Genomic DNA, 17,336 nt, shown 5'->3' with positions numbered 1-17,336 from the left:
TCATCAGAATACTACTTACAAATGAAACTAGTTCAGCAAAAATACACTGTCAAGAAACCGGCAGAAAACAGACAAAAACTTCAATTAAAGTTAATATCTAGTTATCCAACTCAGCTATATATGGATTAAACCTGAACACCCATGGACACTATCTATATTCCGGATGATGCCGCCCAAACCGAGCAAACCCGCGCCACCATCACGCGGTACCACGAGTGCTGGAAGGCTCGTGATCTGGACGGGGTAATGGCGCTATATCACCCGGATGTGCAGTACCTGGATTTTTTCCAGCAGCGCTTTATGGGCTACGCCGAGTTACGGGATTACGTGCGCGATAACCTACCGCGTCACCCTGGCGAAGCACTGGAGCACACCGACCGTCTGCGCTTTGATGGCAATACGGCCTTTATTCAATGTCGTATCCGTTTGCACAGCGCCAACGGGCTAGCCGCCTTTCGCTCGTGCGAAGCCCTGACGGTGGTTGATGGTCTGATCTGGCGGGTCAATGAGTACGCCACATTGATCCGTGATGAAAGCACCGAACAGCCGGTTAACGACCCACGCCCGGCGCTCAGCCGCCTAGGCCTCAGTGCCCGCCAACTGGGGCAAATGGCGCAGGATCTGGATGAGTACATGCAGCGCCAGCAGCCTTACTTGAATCCACAACTGAACCTGCAAGAGGTTGCAGCCGCAACGGGGTACACCCGCAATCAGGTTTCGCACCTGCTCAATCAAGTACTCGGGCAGAGCTTTTACCGCTACATCAACAACAAACGCCTGCAACATTTGATGGACAGCCTGCAACAGAATCCAATGCCTCCATCTGTGGATGCGCTGGCTTTTGCTTCGGGCTTCAATTCACTCTCTGCCTTCTATAAATGTTTCCGCGAACACACCGGACAGTCGCCTAAGGCCTATCTCAAGGAAATTTCCTTGCGGGCACGCAAGCACGACAAGCCCTGAGCGCCTTAACTAGTCTCGACTTAAGAAAATTCTTAGTGGAGACCCCCCCCGTGGAAGCATGGCGCTCCATCAGCTTGTGGATGGATCAGCTGGATGACCCGCTGATACCTCGTCCGGCGCTGACAGAAGACATCCAGGCCGACATCGCCATCATTGGCGCAGGCTACACCGGCATGTGGACGGCGTATTACCTCAAGCGCCAGGCACCGCATCTGCGAATCGTCATCCTCGAAGCGGAAACGGCCGGTTTCGGTGCGTCAGGTCGTAACGGCGGTTGGTTGATGGGCGCAATGCTGGGTGAGGACCGCCTGCTGGCTAAGCTGTCTGCCCATGACCGCCACACTGCCCATGAGATTCTGCACGGCATCCCAGATGAAGTCGCGCAGGTACTGCAACGCGAGGGCATCGACTGCGACTATCGCAAAGGCGGTTCCTTGTATTGCGCAGCCCGTTACCCGGAGCAGCGCGAAACCCTGCGCGCCCAGCTCGACAGCTATCACGCCCAAGGCCACAGCGAAGCCGACTACCGTTGGCTGTCCCGCGAAGAGTTGGATCAACAGCTACGCATCCACAATGCCTATGGCGCAATTTACACCCCACACTGCGCGACAATTCAGCCTGCCAAGTTGGCTCGCGGACTCGCTCGCTGCCTCACCGCTATGGGCGTTGAGTTGTACGAACAAAGCCGCGTCATCCATTGGGAAAAGGGCCTGATCCGCACAAGCAACGGCAGCATCCGCGCCGACTGGATCGTACCCGCTGTAGAAGGGTACGCCGCCAGCCTTCCACCGCTGGGCAAATACCAGTTGCCCGTGCAGAGCCTGATTGTTGCAACCGAACCGCTCAGCGACGAACTCTGGGCAAGCATCGGCTTGGATAAAGGCCAGTCCTTCAGCGAGTGGAGCCGTCAGGTCACCTATGGCCAACGCAGTGCTGACAACCGTTTGGTCTTCGGCGCGCGCGGCGGCTACCGTTTTGGCGGCAAGCTGCGCACGGACTTCAACCTGACGGCGGACGAACGCGGTTTGCGTCGCGACCTTTACTGCGACCTGTTCCCACAGCTCAAAGACGTACGTCAGACCCACGCATGGGGCGGCAACCTGGGTATGGCGCGACGTTTCCGTCCGCACATGCTGGCTGACCGACGCAACGGCATTGCCTTGTCCGGCGGCTACGGCGGCGAAGGCGTCGGCGCGACCAACCTCGGCGGCCGCACCTTGGCTGACCTGATTCTCGGCAAACAAACCCAACTGACCGAGCAGCCCTGGGTCTTGGGTGACAAGCCCTTACGCACACTGTCCGGATGGGAGCCAGAACCCCTGCGCTGGCTGGGTTACAACGCGATCATCCAGAGTTTTGTTCACGAAGACCAAGTATTGGCTAAAACCGATAGCGCCCACTGGCGCCGCCGACTGGCCATCACCTTGGCCAACACCCTAGAAACCTTCATGCGTTAAGCGGAGTACGCCATGAGCATTGAGCACTTTAAAAACACCCCAAGCATGGCACTGACCGATGCAACACCGGTTGCCGTGCCACTGGGCGAACCCGTCGCCGTCACCACCGGGCAAGGCGTCGAGCATGCTGACGGCGTTGCCGCTGGCGTTTGGGAATGCACACCGGGCCGCTGGCGTCGCCAGATTGCCCAACAAGAGTTCTGCCACTTTATCTCCGGCCGCTGCACCTTCACTCCGGACGGTGGCGAGCCCATCCAGATCAATGCAGGCGATGCGTTGCTGTTCCCGGCTAACACATTTGGCATCTGGGACATTGAGGAAACCGTGCGTAAAACCTACGTACTCCTCAAGTAATACAGAAATGCTTTTACCCACCCTCCCAGGCTCTAAAACGAGGCCTGGAGGTTGGCGGAAAAATTGAGCAACAAGAGTTCTGCCACTTTACGCAAGGAATCTGTACCTTCGTAACAGATTGAGTGATCACGCTAGATGCCGAGCCCAATCGACACTGCAACTGGCTAGAAAACAACAATCAAAGGCCAACGCCAACTCTTGAACTGCCGCTTCGATAAAACCGATAAATACGATGAGGTATACCATGCTGAAGAAGTTGCTCCCCCTGCTGCTAGTCAGCAGTATCAGCCAGGCCGCAGAATCCGTGCGCATCTACAACTGGAGCGATTACATCGCGCCAGACACGATGAAAGAGTTCCAAGAAGCCACCGGAATCAAAGCCCACTACGACGTCTATGACAGCAACGAAACCCTCGATGCCAAGCTGTCTGCCGGTCGCTCTGGTTACGATGTGGTGTTCCCGTCCGACCATTACATGGCCCGCCAAATCCAGCGCGGTGCACTGAAAGAGCTGGATAAGAGCCGTATTCCAAACTGGAAGAACATCAACCCAACCCTGCTCAAGGCACTGGAAGTCAACGACCCAGGCAACAAGCACGGCTTCCCGTACCTGTGGGGCACCACCGGCATTGGCTATAACGTCGAACTGGTACGTAAAGCACTGGGCGACGACGCGGTCATGGGCTCTTGGGATGCCATCTTCAAGCCTGAAAACCTGGAAAAGCTGGCTCAGTGCGGTGTAGCCATTCTGGACAACGGCCCAGAACTGCTGCCTATCACCCTGCACTACCTTGGCCTGCCGCACCACAGCAAAAACCTCGACGACTACAAGCAAGCCGAAGCGAAGCTGATGGAAGTGCGTAAGAACGTGCGTTACTTCCACTCGTCCAAGTACATCGGCGATCTGGCCAACGGTGACATCTGCGTAGCTGTCGGCTTCTCCGGTGACATCCTGCAAGCCGCTAACCGCGCAGCAGAAGCCAAGAACGGCATCAACATCCAGTACGTCATCCCGAAAGAAGGCGTACCAATCTGGTTTGACATGGTCACCATGCCTGCTGACGCCGGTAATGAAGAAGCCGGTTATGCCTTCATGAATTACCTGCTGCAACCGGAAGTGATCGCCAAGATCACCAACTACGTGCAATACGCAAACGCCGTTCCGTCTGCCGATGCACTGGTCGATAAAGCCATTCTCGACGACCGCCGCATCTACCCGGCTGCCGAACAGATGAACACCTTCTACTCGCTGGAAGCCATGCCGCTGAACATCGACCGCGTGCGCACCCGCATCTGGACCAAGGTGAAGAGCGGCCTGTAAGGGTAGCGACCTATTCGCGGCTCAAGCCGTTCCTACAGATGCGCATTGGCAGGTAGGAGACACTTAAGCCGCGAACAGTTACAACCCAGCAAGCCAAACAACAAAAAGCCCCCGGCAACTTTCGTTGGCGGGGGCTTTTTTAGCTGAGGCTAATTAGACCTTAGCTTTCTTGGCAGCGCGGGTACGCTCGCCTTCGTCGAGGATCTTCTTACGCAGACGGATCGACTTCGGTGTTACTTCGCACAGCTCGTCGTCCTGGATGAACTCCAGAGCCTGCTCCAGGGTGAAGCGGACCGGCGGAACCAGCGCGATGACTTCGTCTTTACCGGAAGCACGCATGTTGTCGAGCTTCTTACCTTTGGTTGGGTTAACGCCCAGGTCGTTATCACGGCTGTTCAGACCAACGATCTGACCGTTGTAGATTTCCTGACCGTGCTCGATGAACAGCTTACCGCGAGCCTGCAGGGTCTCCAGGGAGTAAGTCAGCGCCTTACCGGTTTCGATGGAAACCAGAACGCCGTTCTGACGGCCGGACATTTGGCCAGACTTCATCACGTCGTAACGGTCGAAGATCGAGGTCAGAATGCCTGCACCGTTGGTCAGGGTCAGGAACTGGTTACGGAAACCAATCAGACCACGGGCCGGGATGTTGTATTCAAGACGTACACGGCCTTTGCCATCCGGCGCCATGTTAGTCAGGTCACCTTTACGCAGACCCATTTCTTCCATGACTTTACCCTGCGCTTCTTCAGGGATGTCGATGGTGACGTTCTCGTACGGCTCGTGCTTAACGCCGTTAACTTCACGGATGATTACTTCCGGACGGCCAACGCCCATTTCGAAACCTTCACGACGCATGGTTTCGATCAGTACCGACAGGTGCAGCTCACCACGGCCGGATACTTTGAACTTGTCAGCGCTGTCGCCTTCTTCAACACGCAGGGCCACGTTGTACAGCAGCTCTTTGTCCAGACGCTCTTTGATGTTACGGCTGGTCACGAACTTGCCTTCTTTACCGCAGAATGGCGAATCGTTGACCTGGAAGGTCATGGAAACGGTCGGCTCATCAACGGTCAGCGGAGTCATCGCTTCAACGTGGTTGATGTCGCACAGGGTATCGGAGATGAACAGCTCGTCCATACCGCTCACACACACGATGTCGCCAGCAGACGCTTCTTCAACGTCCACACGGTGCAGACCGTGGTGCCCCATCAGCTTGAGGATACGGCCGTTACGCTTCTTACCATCAACGTCGATGGCCACAACTGGGGTGTTCGGCTTAACAGTACCGCGAGCAATACGGCCAACACCGATTACGCCGAGGAAGCTGTTGTAGTCCAGTGCAGAGATTTGCATCTGGAACGGGCCAGTCACATCAACGTCCGGAGCCGGCACGTGGTCAACGATGGCTTGATACAGCGGAGTCAGGTCTTCGGCCATGTCAGTGTGATCAAGACCGGCGATACCGTTCAGAGCCGAGGCGTAAACAACTTGGAAGTCCAGTTGCTCATCGGTGGCACCGAGGTTATCGAACAGGTCGAAGATTTGGTCCATAACCCAGTCAGGGCGCGCGCCCGGACGGTCGATTTTGTTGATTACAACGATCGGCTTCAGGCCAGCTTCGAACGCTTTTTTGGTTACGAAGCGAGTTTGTGGCATCGGGCCGTCTTGGGCGTCAACTACCAGCAATACGGAGTCAACCATCGACATTACGCGCTCTACTTCACCGCCGAAGTCGGCGTGGCCGGGGGTGTCGACGATGTTGATGCGGTAGTCATTCCACTTGATGGCAGTGTTCTTGGCCAGAATGGTAATGCCGCGCTCTTTTTCCTGATCGTTGCTGTCCATCACGCGCTCGTCGTTGAGCTCGTTACGCTCCAGGGTGCCGGACTGGCGCAGGAGGGCATCAACCAGGGTCGTTTTACCGTGGTCAACGTGGGCAATGATGGCGATGTTACGTAGATTCTCGATCACGTCTGTATCTCTAATCAGAGGATTCGGGTGCCGCTTAGTCTAGGCGACGAATATTGAGGTATTGCGAATAGGTCAGGCGGTGCACCAGCACAGCGACGAAAGGCGGCCTGCATTAACTCAGCAGTCCAGCGTCGCGGCAGCTTTTACGCCGCCTGCATGTCGGGGGGGCGATGGCGAATGCTGCCGCCATTCCACGCCGGAGTTCTATGCCGGACGATAAACGCGCACATTGGCATGCCCCTCGCTCAGCAAATGATGAGCATGCAGGCGGCTCATGACACCTTTGTCGCAATACAGCAGGTACTGGCGGGTGTTATCCAGTTCCTTGAATTTGTTGTTGATCGCGTAGAACGGCACACACTGCACTTCGCTGTCGGCCAACTCCAGCGGATCATCTTCGGCGGCGTCCGGGTGGCGGATATCAATCACCACCTGCCCCGCCAGCGCTTCGCTCACTTCTTCGACCTTAATGTCCTTGCCCAGCTCGTCGATGACTTTGTCGATCGGCAGCAGCGTGGCGCGCTCAAGGGCGCGCTCAAGGATGGCCATGTCGAAATGGGTTTCTTCTTTCTCGATCCGGTAACCACGCGCCTTGGTGGTCGGGTTAACCGAGATCACACCGCAGTATTCCGGCATATGCCGGGCGAAATCGGCGGTCCCAATCTCGGTAGCGGTATCAATAATGTCTTGCTTGTGGCTGGCCAGAAGCGGGCGCAGCACCAGCATGTCGGTGGCCGAGTCGATCACTGAGAGGTTCGGCAGGGTCTGGCTGGATACCTGAGAGATGGCCTCACCGGTCACCAGCGCATCAATGTTCAGGCGCTCGGCCATACGGGTCGCGCCACGCAGCATCATGCGCTTGAGGATAACGCCCATCTGGCTGTCATCGACCTTGGTGAGGATCTCACCCACCACTTCCTCGAACGGCACGCTGATAAAAAGAACGCGGTGCGAGCTGCCGTATTTGTTCCACAGATAGTGCGCCACTTCCATCACGCCCAGCTCGTGAGCGCGGCCACCCAGATTAAAGAAGCAGAAGTGAGTCAGCAGACCACGGCGCATCATTTGATAAGCCGCTACGGTGGAGTCAAAGCCCCCGGACATCAGCACCAGCGTCTGATCCAGCGAACCCAGAGGGTAGCCGCCAATGCCTTCGTGCTGACGGTGAATCACGAACAGGGTCTGATCGCGAATTTCCATACGAACCAGAACTTCCGGCTCTTTAAGGGAGATACCGGCTGCACCACACTGCTGACGCAGTTGACTGCCGACGTAGCGCTCAATGTCCAGCGAACTGAAGTCGTGCTTGCCGGCGCGCTTACAGCGCACGGCGAAAACTTTACCCGGCAGTTGGTCTTCAAAGTGCTGCTTGCACTTAGCGACCACATCATCAAAATCGCCCAGCGGGTACTGATCCACTTGCAGGAAATGCACAATGCCCGGTGTGCAACGCAGGCGCTCGATGATTTCCTGCTGGGCTCTCGGGTCCTCGACTTGGGTGGTGACCACGAGGTTATCCCAGGTGCCACTGACATCCACCTTCGGATCGAGGGCGCGCAGAACCGAACGAATATTCTTCGCCAACTGCCGGATGAACTGCTTGCGCACAGGCCGGCTCTTGATGGTGATTTCGGGGAAGACTTTTACGATCAGTTTCATGAAAACAGTGCGCGCCGGGGACGCCAAAAAATCAGGGGCGCGGATTATAGCGGAAACTGCTCATGATTTGATCAAAAAAGTAACGCACCAAATCTGTGCACCAAGTCAGAGCAACAGATAGAATAGGTGCCCAGTAATAGTGCATTTAAAAGCCCTAAAAAAGTCCACCTCCCGCCTAATGCGTCAAGCCTGCGGGTTTGCGCACGCCCCAAGCACTGGCATGCAATTTGCTCCCTTGTGAGGCAGGGCGCTGCGGTGGACTATTGCCGCCGAGCCAACACGAATTTTAGGGCGAAAAATTAAGCCCGAATCTACCTGGAGAACAGCATGTCGAAGTCGATTCAACTGATTAAAGAACACGACGTGAAGTGGGTTGACCTGCGCTTCACCGACACCAAAGGCAAGCAACACCACGTGACCATGCCCGCACGTGACGCCCTGGACGAAGATTTCTTTGAAGTCGGCAAAATGTTCGACGGCTCCTCCATCCACGGCTGGAAAGGCATCGAAGCTTCCGACATGATCCTGCTGCCGGTCGACGACACCGCTGTGCTGGACCCGTTCACCGAAGAGCCGACCCTGATCCTGGTCTGCGACATCATCGAGCCAAGCACCATGCAAGGCTACGACCGCGACCCACGCTCCATCGCCAAGCGCGCCGAGGAATACCTCAAAACCACCGGCATCGGTGACACCGTATTCGTAGGTCCGGAGCCTGAGTTCTTCATCTTCGACCAGGTAAAATTCAAGTCCGACATCTCCGGCTCCATGTTCAAAATCTACTCTGAACAAGGCTCCTGGATGACCGACCAGGACGTAGAAGGCGGCAACAAAGGCCACCGTCCTGCCGTTAAAGGTGGCTACTTCCCGGTTCCGCCGTGCGACCACGACCACGAAATCCGTACTGCCATGTGTAATGCCATGGAAGAGATGGGCCTGGTTGTAGAAGTTCACCACCACGAAGTGGCCACTGCTGGCCAGAACGAAATCGGCGTGCAGTTCAACACTCTGGTGAAGAAAGCTGACGAAGTTCAGACCCTGAAGTACTGCGTGCACAACGTTGCAGATGCCTACGGCAAAACTGCGACCTTCATGCCGAAGCCTCTGTACGGTGACAACGGTTCGGGCATGCACGTGCACATGTCCATCTCCAAAGATGGCAAGAACACCTTCTCCGGTGAAGGCTATGCCGGTCTGTCTGACACTGCTCTGTACTTCATCGGCGGTATCATCAAGCACGGTAAGGCTCTGAACGGCTTCACCAACCCGGCTACCAACTCCTACAAGCGTCTGGTTCCTGGCTTCGAAGCGCCGGTCATGCTGGCTTACTCTGCCCGCAACCGTTCTGCCTCGATCCGTATCCCATACGTATCCAGCCCGAAAGCACGCCGTATCGAAGCGCGCTTCCCGGACCCGGCTGCTAACCCGTACCTGTGCTTCGCTGCACTGCTGATGGCTGGTCTGGACGGTATCCAGAACAAGATCCACCCTGGCGATGCTGCAGACAAGAACCTGTACGACCTGCCACCAGAAGAAGGCAAGCTGATCCCACAAGTGTGCGGCAGCCTGAAAGAAGCCCTGGAAGAGCTGGACAAGGACCGCGCGTTCCTGACCAAAGGCGGCGTATTCTCCGACGACTTCATCAACGCCTACATCGAGCTGAAGGCTGAAGAAGAAATCAAAGTACGCACCTTCGTACACCCGCTGGAATACGACCTGTACTACAGCGTCTAATCCGCGAGCGACAGAAAGGCCACCTACGGGTGGCCTTTTTTATGGGCGGCATAAGCACAAAAGCAAGCACGCCTGCTGGATCGGACGTGCGGCAGACGCTGGTTTCATTTAGCCAATGAACATTCGCGCCCCGTTCAGACCAGCCCAGATTCCCTCCGGGCCTGATCAATTTCTGCGCGATTTTCGCTTGCCCAATCAATCAGCGCATTCATCGGGTTGAGGAACGAGCGGCCAAGGTCGGTCAGGCAATACTCAACTCTCGGCGGCACTTCGGGGTACAAGGTTCGCTTAACGAAGCCGTCTTGCTCCAGACGCTTGAGGGTACGCGAAAGCATTTGCTTGGAGATATCGCCCACCTCCCGGCCAAGCTCATTAAAGCGCAGCGTTCCCTGCCCCAGCGCCAAAATAACCAGCAAGCTCCACTGATCCCCCAGGCGATCCAACACGCTGCGAATTGGGCAGGGATGTTCGAGGGCTGCTACGTTTTTAACCATTAATTCACCTCTTGGCCGGTAACAAAGGTCATCGCGGCGTGACCTGGTCCCCGCCTGATGACTTCTTGTGGGCATGTGCGGCGAACTGTACCTTCCCCCAAATCCATGGTCTACATAGTAGAGCAGGGATGAATCAGTGACTGGGTCTACCTGTATTGCCATGCAGCACGTACACCCGTAATCCATGAGCCGCTAAGAACAGGAGTTCTTCCATGCCTTTAACCCGACTTATATCTGCCGCCGTTCTGGCCTGCACGTTGCTCAGCACAGGCTTGAGCCATGCGACTGAAACTGCGCGCGACCTAAAACAGGAAGAGGCCAACCGGGCGCTGGTTCTGTCTTTCTATGATCAGTTCTTTAACAAGCACCAAATCGCCGAAGCCGCCAAAGTGCTGACCGACGATTATCGCCAACACAACCCCCACGTACCGGACGGCAAAGCGCCGATGGTGAGTTACTTCACCGAGTTCTTCAAAAGTAATCCCAAGGCGCAGGCAAAGGTGGTGCGCAGCGCCACTGACGGTGATCTGGTTTACCTGCACGTGCACTTCACCAACGGCCCGGACGACCGTGGACAGGCGCTGGTGGATATCTTCCGCGTGGAAAACAACCGCATCACCGAGCACTGGGACGTGATTCAAGACGTGCCTGAAACAGCGGCCAACGACAACACTATGTTCTGACGTCATCAGCGGGCTGGCCCCATCACGCCAGCCCGCCGCCACTCACTCGCCTACGTCAGCAGGGCCTGCCGTTGCAGCCTTAGGACGGGTCAGCTGCACGTTCAGACGCGGCATCGCCAGCTCCAATCCGCGAGCATCCAACTTCTGCCGCAGCAACAGGTTGAACGCACGCTGCACTTCCCATTGCTTGATAGGCGCCGTCTTGAAGCGGAAGCGCAAAATTGCCTGACCGTTATCAAAACTTTCTACACCCTGCATCTCCAGCGGTGACCAGATATTGCGGCTGACAATCCGGTCACTACGCAGCTCACCAGCGACCTCACGCACCAGCGCCAATGCATCATTGATCGGCATGGTGGCAGGCACCGGCCAGCGGAACATGGCATAGCCAAACTGCCGGGAGTAGTTCTTGATGGTCTTAATTTCACTGAACGGCACGGTATGCACCACGCCATCCAGATCACGCAGGCGCACGGTACGGATGGTCAACGCCTCCACCGTGCCGAGGTGACCGCCTACATCCACATAATCATCAATCGACAGTGAGTCTTCGATGATGATGAACAACCCGGTAATCAGATCCGCCACCAACGACTGCGCACCAAAACCGATCGCCAGGCCGATCACACCGGCACCCGCCAACAATGGCGTCACATTCATGCCCATGTTGGCCAAGGCCACAATCAAAGCAATGATGGCGATGGTCACAAAGATCACATTGCGGATCAGCGGCAACATGGTCAGGGCACGGGTACTGGTCCGATTTTTTGCCCCCAACCCCAACACATGCTGGATAGCAGTGTCGGCAAGAATCCACGCCAACCAGGCAAAGATCAGCGTCGTGGCAAAACTCACCACCTTCATGCTGATGGCCGACCCTTCGCCCTCAGCAAAACCAAACAACGACATGCCCCAGACACGCAAGCCAATCTCAAGAAAAACCAGCACCGTGGCGAGGTGAATCAGGGTGTAGAAAAACTTTTTGAGTTGCTCCACATAAGGCGCACTCGGGCGATGCCCGGCCCGAGCGGGGCGGTTATGGGCACGGCGAATCAACCCACTGACCGTCAGCCAAACCACAGCAATAACTGAGGACAACAGCGCTCGACGCAAGGTCGCACTGCTGTCACCAGCCGTCATCACCGTTGCCACCAGAGAGGTTCCAACCAACAGCAGCACCGGGACGTACCAGAGGCTGCCCACAACCTCAAGCAGCTCTTGCACGCCACGCTGCTTCAAGCGGCGCTGCAAGGGCTGATTACGGATCAGATGCGCAATGGGGCGTCGGAACTTAAGGGCAAAAACAGCGGTGAGTGTCGCGGCAAGGATGTTAGCCACCGATGCAATGGAGAGTGACGTGTACTCACCCAATCCTTCGACTACGCGAGCGTCGTGCATCACCTCACCGAGTGTAGCCAAGCTGCCGATCAACCACAGGGGGCGAAACGCTTTACGCCTGAGGATGTTCAATGCAGGCGTCCGATGGGGACCACTGAGCAAGGACAGTGAAATAACACACAACGCCGAGATCAATGTGCCGCACACCAGCACATAGGCCGTGATCATCGCCAGCATGCGCCCCAGCGAACTGGGTAAGACAATGGAAAAATACAGAGTGATGATAAATGCGATCAGCCAGGGGCCGAGTTTGCGCACGGCAAACAGCATCAGGTCGCGGGTCTTGGGATTCTGCGGCAACTCCTGCTCAAGCCCAAAGCGCTGCTGCATACGCCGGGCAATCCAGCGCAAACCAACCGCCACACAGCCCCAGATCAGGATGACAACACAGAAGTCGAGGATCATCTCTGGCCACTGTTGCCATGATGGGGCGCGCTCCTGCAACTCCTCTTGGGTCTTAGTCAGTTTCTTAGACCAAAGCGCCAACGGGCTGTTTTCGCCCTGAAACTGGCGCTCAAAACTGCTAATGGTTTCCCCCAGGAGCCCCAGAACACTGCTGGACTCCTGCTTGTTCTTTTCCGTGACATCTCGCAGCTGTGTGAGCTTTTTCAGTAAATCCGCGCGCTGCTTGTCATTCTCCAACACCTGAATGACTTGATTCAGCGATTGCTCAAGCTGCGCATCCGACACTTTCTGTTCGGACTTATCAGCGCTGCCAGTGAGCCCCGGCAACACCGCCATCGCTGGAGACGCCATGCAAAAGACCATCATCAGCAGAATAAAAAAACGCTGTATTAACTTCACATGCATCCCCTTAAAGCGAAGCTCCATTACCCACATTCTGCCCTTATGACAGCGCCACCCGCCAATCATTACCCACGTACCGACTTGCCAAGTACGACCAGCAATGCAAGGCTTACTGCATTGCACACACCGGAATTGCTGACCATGCGCCTGCTAACCGTGTTTATGTTTTGCGCCCTAGCATTGCCTGCCAGCGCGCAGATTTACAAATACACCGATGACCGTGGCAACACCGTGTTCACTGACCAAGCCCCTGAGGGCCGACAAGCAGAGACCATTGAACTGGCCCCCACCAACACAGTTGAGGCTCAACCTGTGGTGGCACCTCAGCCAGCCAGCGAGCCCGTCACTCAAGAGGCAGCCTATAAGGTACTGCGCCTGACCGACATCCCTACCGATGACGCTCTGCGTGCAAACAACGGCACGTTCAGCGTAGGCGTTGAAATAAGCCCGCGCCTGCGCTCTGGCCATAGTCTGCGCCTGCTGCTGGACGGTAAGCCGTATGGACAGCCAACCAATGTTCCACGCGTGCAACTGACCAACATTGATCGCGGCGAACACAGCTTGTCAGTGCAAGTGCTTAGCGGTCAGGAAATCATTCAACAAAGCGAAACCCGAACGTTTACTGTTCAACGCGTCCACATCAACTCAGCACCCAAGCCTCAGCCCCGTCCCGCCTCCTGAGAACAGATCAACCCATCATGCGTAAACTGCTGTTGTGTAGCGTTATGCTGCTAGCTTTACCGGCCATGGCACAGGTTTATACCTATATAGATGCCGAAGGTAACCGCGTTTTCACCGACAAACCCCGCTCCACCACTGCACAGCCTGTGCAACTGGCACCCAGCAACAGCATGCCCAGCTATGAGCGCCAAACCCCGCAGGTCGCCCCAACCAATGAAGAGGCCCCCAAACTGCGCTACAAGGTACTGCGCATCCTGATCCCATTGCCGGACGCCAACATCCGCGACAACGCAGGCAACCTGATTGTCACCGCAGACAGTGAGCCAGGCCTTTACCCGAATCACCTGTACCGTTTGGTCATGGATGGTAAGCAGGTGGGCAGTGCGCAAAGCAGCCCGGTTTTTGCGCTAGAAAATGTTGACCGGGGCACACACCGCATCGCCATCGAGATCATCGATGAAAAAGAGCGGATTGTAGAGCGCACCCCCAGCCAACCTTTCCACCTGCACCGCATATCCCTGGCGCAAAAGCGCAAAGCTAACCCCTGCAAAATGGATGAGTACGGTGTGCGTCCGGAATGCCCCCTGACAGATAAGCCTCAACCCAAATCTGATATCCCGTTCGTACCTTTCATCTAACGCGCACCAAAATGGTGCGCGTCACGCCTTTATATTCTTATACTGTCCCCGTTATGGGTCACAGCAACGCGCCGAAACCCTCTGAAAGTCGCTACATTGGGCACACCTGTGCAAAACACGCCTCTTTTCGGGGCTTTGGTTTGCTTTTTGCATTTACTGGAGCGGAGCCACACATTTCAGGAGCTGTGAGCAGTGCGCCGTGTTGCGCGACAGCAGTCTGTTCCCAGACCCTGCTCATATGAGGAGTGAAGTTTGCTTGTTTCCAATGCGCAACAAGAACGATCGGGCCACGCCAGACTAGGCCAACCCCCTTACGCCGCAATGCCAACGGGCTGCGACGCAACCTTTGCGGGGGTGAAGCCATGATCATTAACGACTCTCTGCACCGATTACTGCTCGACAACCTAACCACAGCCACACTGCTGCTCAATGCCGGGCTACGCCTTGAATACATGAACCCGGCAGCCGAAATGCTCCTGGCCGTCAGCGGCCAACGCAGCCACGGTCAATTCATCAGCGAGCTGTTTACAGAATCAGAAGAAGCCCTCAACGCACTGCACTTAGCCGTTGAGCAGGCGCACCCGTTCAACAAACGCGAAACAGTGCTGATGACGATCAGCGGGCAACCATTGACCGTGGACTATGCGGTTACGCCAGTACTTAACAAGGGTGAAACCCTGCTACTACTGGAAATTCATCCCCGTGACCGCCTGCTGCGCATCACCAAAGAAGAAGCCCAACTGTCCAAGCAGGAAACTACCAAACTGCTGGTCCGAGGCCTCGCCCATGAGATCAAGAACCCGCTGGGTGGCATCCGTGGCGCAGCCCAACTGCTGGCCCGGGAGCTACCCGAAGACAGCCTGCGCGACTACACCAACGTCATTATCGAAGAGGCCGACCGCCTGCGTAATCTGGTCGACCGTATGCTCGGCTCCAACAAGCTGCCGTCGTTAACCCAGACCAATATCCACGAAGTGCTGGAGCGCGTAAGCAGCCTGATTGAGGCTGAGAGCCAGGGCAGAATCGTTCTGGTGCGCGACTATGACCCGAGTATTCCGGACGTATTGATTGATCGCGAACAGATGATCCAGGCCGTGCTCAACATCGTCCGCAATGCCATGCAGGCCCTGACCGAGAGCGCCGAGGCTACACCAGGGCGCATCACCCTGCGCACCCGCACCATGCGCCAGTTCACCATTGGCCACAATCGCCACCGGCTGGTGGCCAAAATCGAAATTATCGATAACGGCCCCGGCATCCCGCCGGAACTACAAGAAACCATTTTTTACCCCATGGTCAGCGGGCGTGCCGAAGGCACCGGGCTTGGCCTGGCCATCACCCAGAACATCATCAGTCAGCATCAGGGGCTGATCGAATGTGAGAGCCATCCTGGCCACACCGTTTTCTCAGTCTTCCTGCCCCTGGAACAAGGAGTTGCCCCGTCATGAATCACAGTGAAACCGTCTGGATTGTCGATGATGATCGCTCTATCCGCTGGGTTCTGGAAAAAGCCCTGCAACAGGAAGGCATGACCACTCAAAGTTTCGACAGTGCAGACGGTGTACTTAATCGTCTTAGCCGCCAGCAGCCGGACGTCATCATCTCTGATATCCGCATGCCTGGCGCCAGCGGCCTGGATCTGCTGGCCCGCATCCGCGAACTGTATCCCCGCCTCCCCGTTATCATCATGACCGCGCACTCCGACTTGGATAGCGCTGTGGCCTCCTATCAGGGCGGCGCCTTCGAATACCTGCCCAAACCGTTTGATGTGGATGAGGCCGTCTCCTTGGTCAAACGCGCCAACCAACACGCTAAAGAACAACAAAGTTTGGCGGCCCCCATTGAGCAGCCGCGCACGCCAGAAATCATCGGCGAAGCCCCGGCCATGCAGGAGGTGTTCCGCGCCATTGGCCGACTCAGCCACTCCAACATCACCGTACTGATCAACGGCGAGTCCGGCACCGGTAAAGAGCTGGTGGCCCACGCGCTGCACCGCCACAGCCCACGGGCGGCCTCACCGTTTATTGCGCTTAACATGGCCGCGATTCCTAAAGACCTGATGGAATCGGAACTGTTCGGCCACGAAAAAGGCGCGTTCACCGGCGCCGCCAACCAACGACGCGGCCGTTTTGAACAGGCCGACGGCGGCACCCTGTTCCTTGATGAGATCGGCGATATGCCTGCCGACACCCAGACCCGCCTGCTGCGCGTACTGGCTGACGGCGAGTTCTACCGAGTCGGCGGCCACACCCCGGTCAAAGTCGACGTGCGCATCATCGCCGCCACTCACCAAAATCTTGAAAGCCTGGTCCAGGCCGGCAAGTTCCGGGAGGACTTGTTCCACCGGCTCAACGTCATTCGCATTCATATTCCACGTTTGGCCGACCGCCGCGAGGACATTCCAACACTGGCCCGCCACTTCCTCGGTCGCGCCGCAACTGAGCTGGCTGTTGAGCCCAAACTGCTCAAGAGCGAAACAGAGGAATACCTGAGCAACCTGGCCTGGCCAGGCAACGTGCGCCAGCTGGAAAACACCTGCCGGTGGATCACCGTCATGGCATCTGGGCGCGAAGTGCATATTGACGATCTGCCGCCGGAACTGCTCAGCCAGCCACAAGAAAATGCGCCAGTCAGCAACTGGGAGCAGGCCTTGCGTCAGTGGGCCGATCAGTGCCTAGCACGCGGCCAGTCCAACCTGCTCGACAGCGCTGTACCAGCCTTTGAGCGGATCATGATCGAAACCGCGCTCAAGCATACGGCCGGGCGACGCCGTGATGCCGCGGTACTGCTGGGCTGGGGCCGCAACACTCTGACCCGCAAAATCAAAGAACTGGGCATGAATGTGGCCGGTGGCGAGGGTGAGGACGGCGACGACAGCGACGATTAATCCCCCACAGGCGGCGTGCCTGCACGTCGCCTGTCACCCCCGCCTGCAACGACCATCAGCACACCTTATCTCGGCCGCCCTCTCTGCCCTGCGCATAACCCGTCCAAACACAGGTACGCCTGCTCTAATGCCAACTTGGGTGAAATGCCCCATATGGCGCCATAGCAAGGCACAAAGCCTCAGCCTGGTGCACTTAAACGCAAAGACATCTACAAGATAAATCCCAAACCGAAACCTTCAAAATCGCTGAAAGCCAGAAAACACAAGGGCTTCAGAGATTTTCAGA

The 17,336-nt window shown here is 56.6% G+C and carries 14 protein-coding genes; 10 read left to right on the top strand and 4 right to left on the bottom strand.

What is annotated here, in order from left to right:
* The first annotated feature begins 141 nt into the window (after window positions 1-141).
* The 4 genes from WG219_01765 to WG219_01750 all read left to right on the top strand — a co-directional run bounded on the left by WG219_01765 (window position 142) and on the right by WG219_01750 (window position 4,095).
* Window positions 142-963 carry a nuclear transport factor 2 family protein gene (locus tag WG219_01765; GenBank protein ID WXL26237.1) on the top strand — a complete coding sequence of 274 codons (822 nt, stop codon included), beginning with the start codon at window positions 142-144 and terminating at the stop codon, window positions 961-963.
* Between the two features lie 50 nt (window positions 964-1,013).
* Complete coding sequence (locus WG219_01760; GenBank protein WXL26236.1) at window positions 1,014-2,420, top strand: FAD-dependent oxidoreductase; 1,407 nt, start codon at window positions 1,014-1,016, stop codon at window positions 2,418-2,420.
* Between the two features lie 12 nt (window positions 2,421-2,432).
* Window positions 2,433-2,774 (top strand): cupin domain-containing protein, encoded by a 342-nt coding sequence (locus WG219_01755; GenBank protein ID WXL26235.1) that lies wholly within the window; start codon window positions 2,433-2,435, stop codon window positions 2,772-2,774.
* Between the two features lie 244 nt (window positions 2,775-3,018).
* Window positions 3,019-4,095, top strand: a complete 1,077-nt coding sequence (locus WG219_01750) for a polyamine ABC transporter substrate-binding protein (GenBank protein WXL26234.1) — start codon at window positions 3,019-3,021, stop codon at window positions 4,093-4,095.
* 153 nt (window positions 4,096-4,248) lie between these two features.
* Here WG219_01750 and typA read toward each other — a convergent pair whose 3' ends face one another.
* Both typA and thiI read right to left on the bottom strand, forming a co-directional pair.
* On the bottom strand, window positions 4,249-6,069 hold the full coding sequence (typA, locus tag WG219_01745) for a translational GTPase TypA (protein WXL26233.1): 1,821 nt from the start codon (window positions 6,067-6,069) through the stop codon (window positions 4,249-4,251).
* A 204-nt stretch (window positions 6,070-6,273) separates the two neighbouring features.
* Window positions 6,274-7,728 carry a tRNA uracil 4-sulfurtransferase ThiI gene (gene thiI, locus WG219_01740; GenBank protein WXL26232.1) on the bottom strand — a complete coding sequence of 485 codons (1,455 nt, stop codon included), beginning with the start codon at window positions 7,726-7,728 and terminating at the stop codon, window positions 6,274-6,276.
* Window positions 7,729-8,055: 327 nt separating this feature from the next.
* Here thiI and glnA point away from each other — a divergent pair, with 327 nt between their 5' ends.
* Window positions 8,056-9,462 carry a glutamate--ammonia ligase gene (gene glnA, locus WG219_01735; protein WXL26231.1) on the top strand — a complete coding sequence of 469 codons (1,407 nt, stop codon included), beginning with the start codon at window positions 8,056-8,058 and terminating at the stop codon, window positions 9,460-9,462.
* A gap of 134 nt (window positions 9,463-9,596) precedes the next feature.
* Here the strand turns inward: glnA and WG219_01730 are convergent, their stop codons facing one another.
* Window positions 9,597-9,956: a helix-turn-helix domain-containing protein gene (locus WG219_01730; GenBank protein WXL26230.1), complete on the bottom strand. Its 360-nt coding sequence runs from the start codon at window positions 9,954-9,956 to the stop codon at window positions 9,597-9,599.
* Window positions 9,957-10,168: 212 nt separating this feature from the next.
* On the opposite strand from WG219_01730, the gene WG219_01725 reads away from it, so the two are divergent.
* Window positions 10,169-10,639: a nuclear transport factor 2 family protein gene (locus WG219_01725; protein WXL26229.1), complete on the top strand. Its 471-nt coding sequence runs from the start codon at window positions 10,169-10,171 to the stop codon at window positions 10,637-10,639.
* 42 nt (window positions 10,640-10,681) lie between these two features.
* Here the strand turns inward: WG219_01725 and WG219_01720 are convergent, their stop codons facing one another.
* Window positions 10,682-12,778, bottom strand: a complete 2,097-nt coding sequence (locus WG219_01720; protein WXL27921.1) for a mechanosensitive ion channel family protein — start codon at window positions 12,776-12,778, stop codon at window positions 10,682-10,684.
* 207 nt (window positions 12,779-12,985) lie between these two features.
* Between WG219_01720 and WG219_01715 the strand changes: the two genes are divergently transcribed.
* From WG219_01715 to ntrC, 4 genes are all read left to right on the top strand, one after another.
* Window positions 12,986-13,525, top strand: a complete 540-nt coding sequence (locus tag WG219_01715; protein WXL26228.1) for a DUF4124 domain-containing protein — start codon at window positions 12,986-12,988, stop codon at window positions 13,523-13,525.
* A 17-nt stretch (window positions 13,526-13,542) separates the two neighbouring features.
* Window positions 13,543-14,163: a DUF4124 domain-containing protein gene (locus tag WG219_01710; protein WXL26227.1), complete on the top strand. Its 621-nt coding sequence runs from the start codon at window positions 13,543-13,545 to the stop codon at window positions 14,161-14,163.
* Window positions 14,164-14,528: 365 nt separating this feature from the next.
* Entirely contained in the window at window positions 14,529-15,611 is a 1,083-nt protein-coding gene (gene glnL, locus WG219_01705) for a nitrogen regulation protein NR(II) (protein ID WXL27920.1), read from the top strand.
* Complete coding sequence (gene ntrC / locus WG219_01700) at window positions 15,608-17,050, top strand: nitrogen regulation protein NR(I) (protein WXL26226.1); 1,443 nt, start codon at window positions 15,608-15,610, stop codon at window positions 17,048-17,050. Before glnL ends, ntrC begins: the two co-directional genes overlap by 4 nt.
* Window positions 17,051-17,336 lie beyond the last annotated feature (286 nt).

The sequence above is a fragment of the Pseudomonas mendocina genome, assembly GCA_037482215.1.
Classification (GTDB): domain Bacteria; phylum Pseudomonadota; class Gammaproteobacteria; order Pseudomonadales; family Pseudomonadaceae; genus Aquipseudomonas; species Aquipseudomonas mendocina_E.
This window is presented reverse-complemented; position numbering and strand designations above follow the sequence as displayed.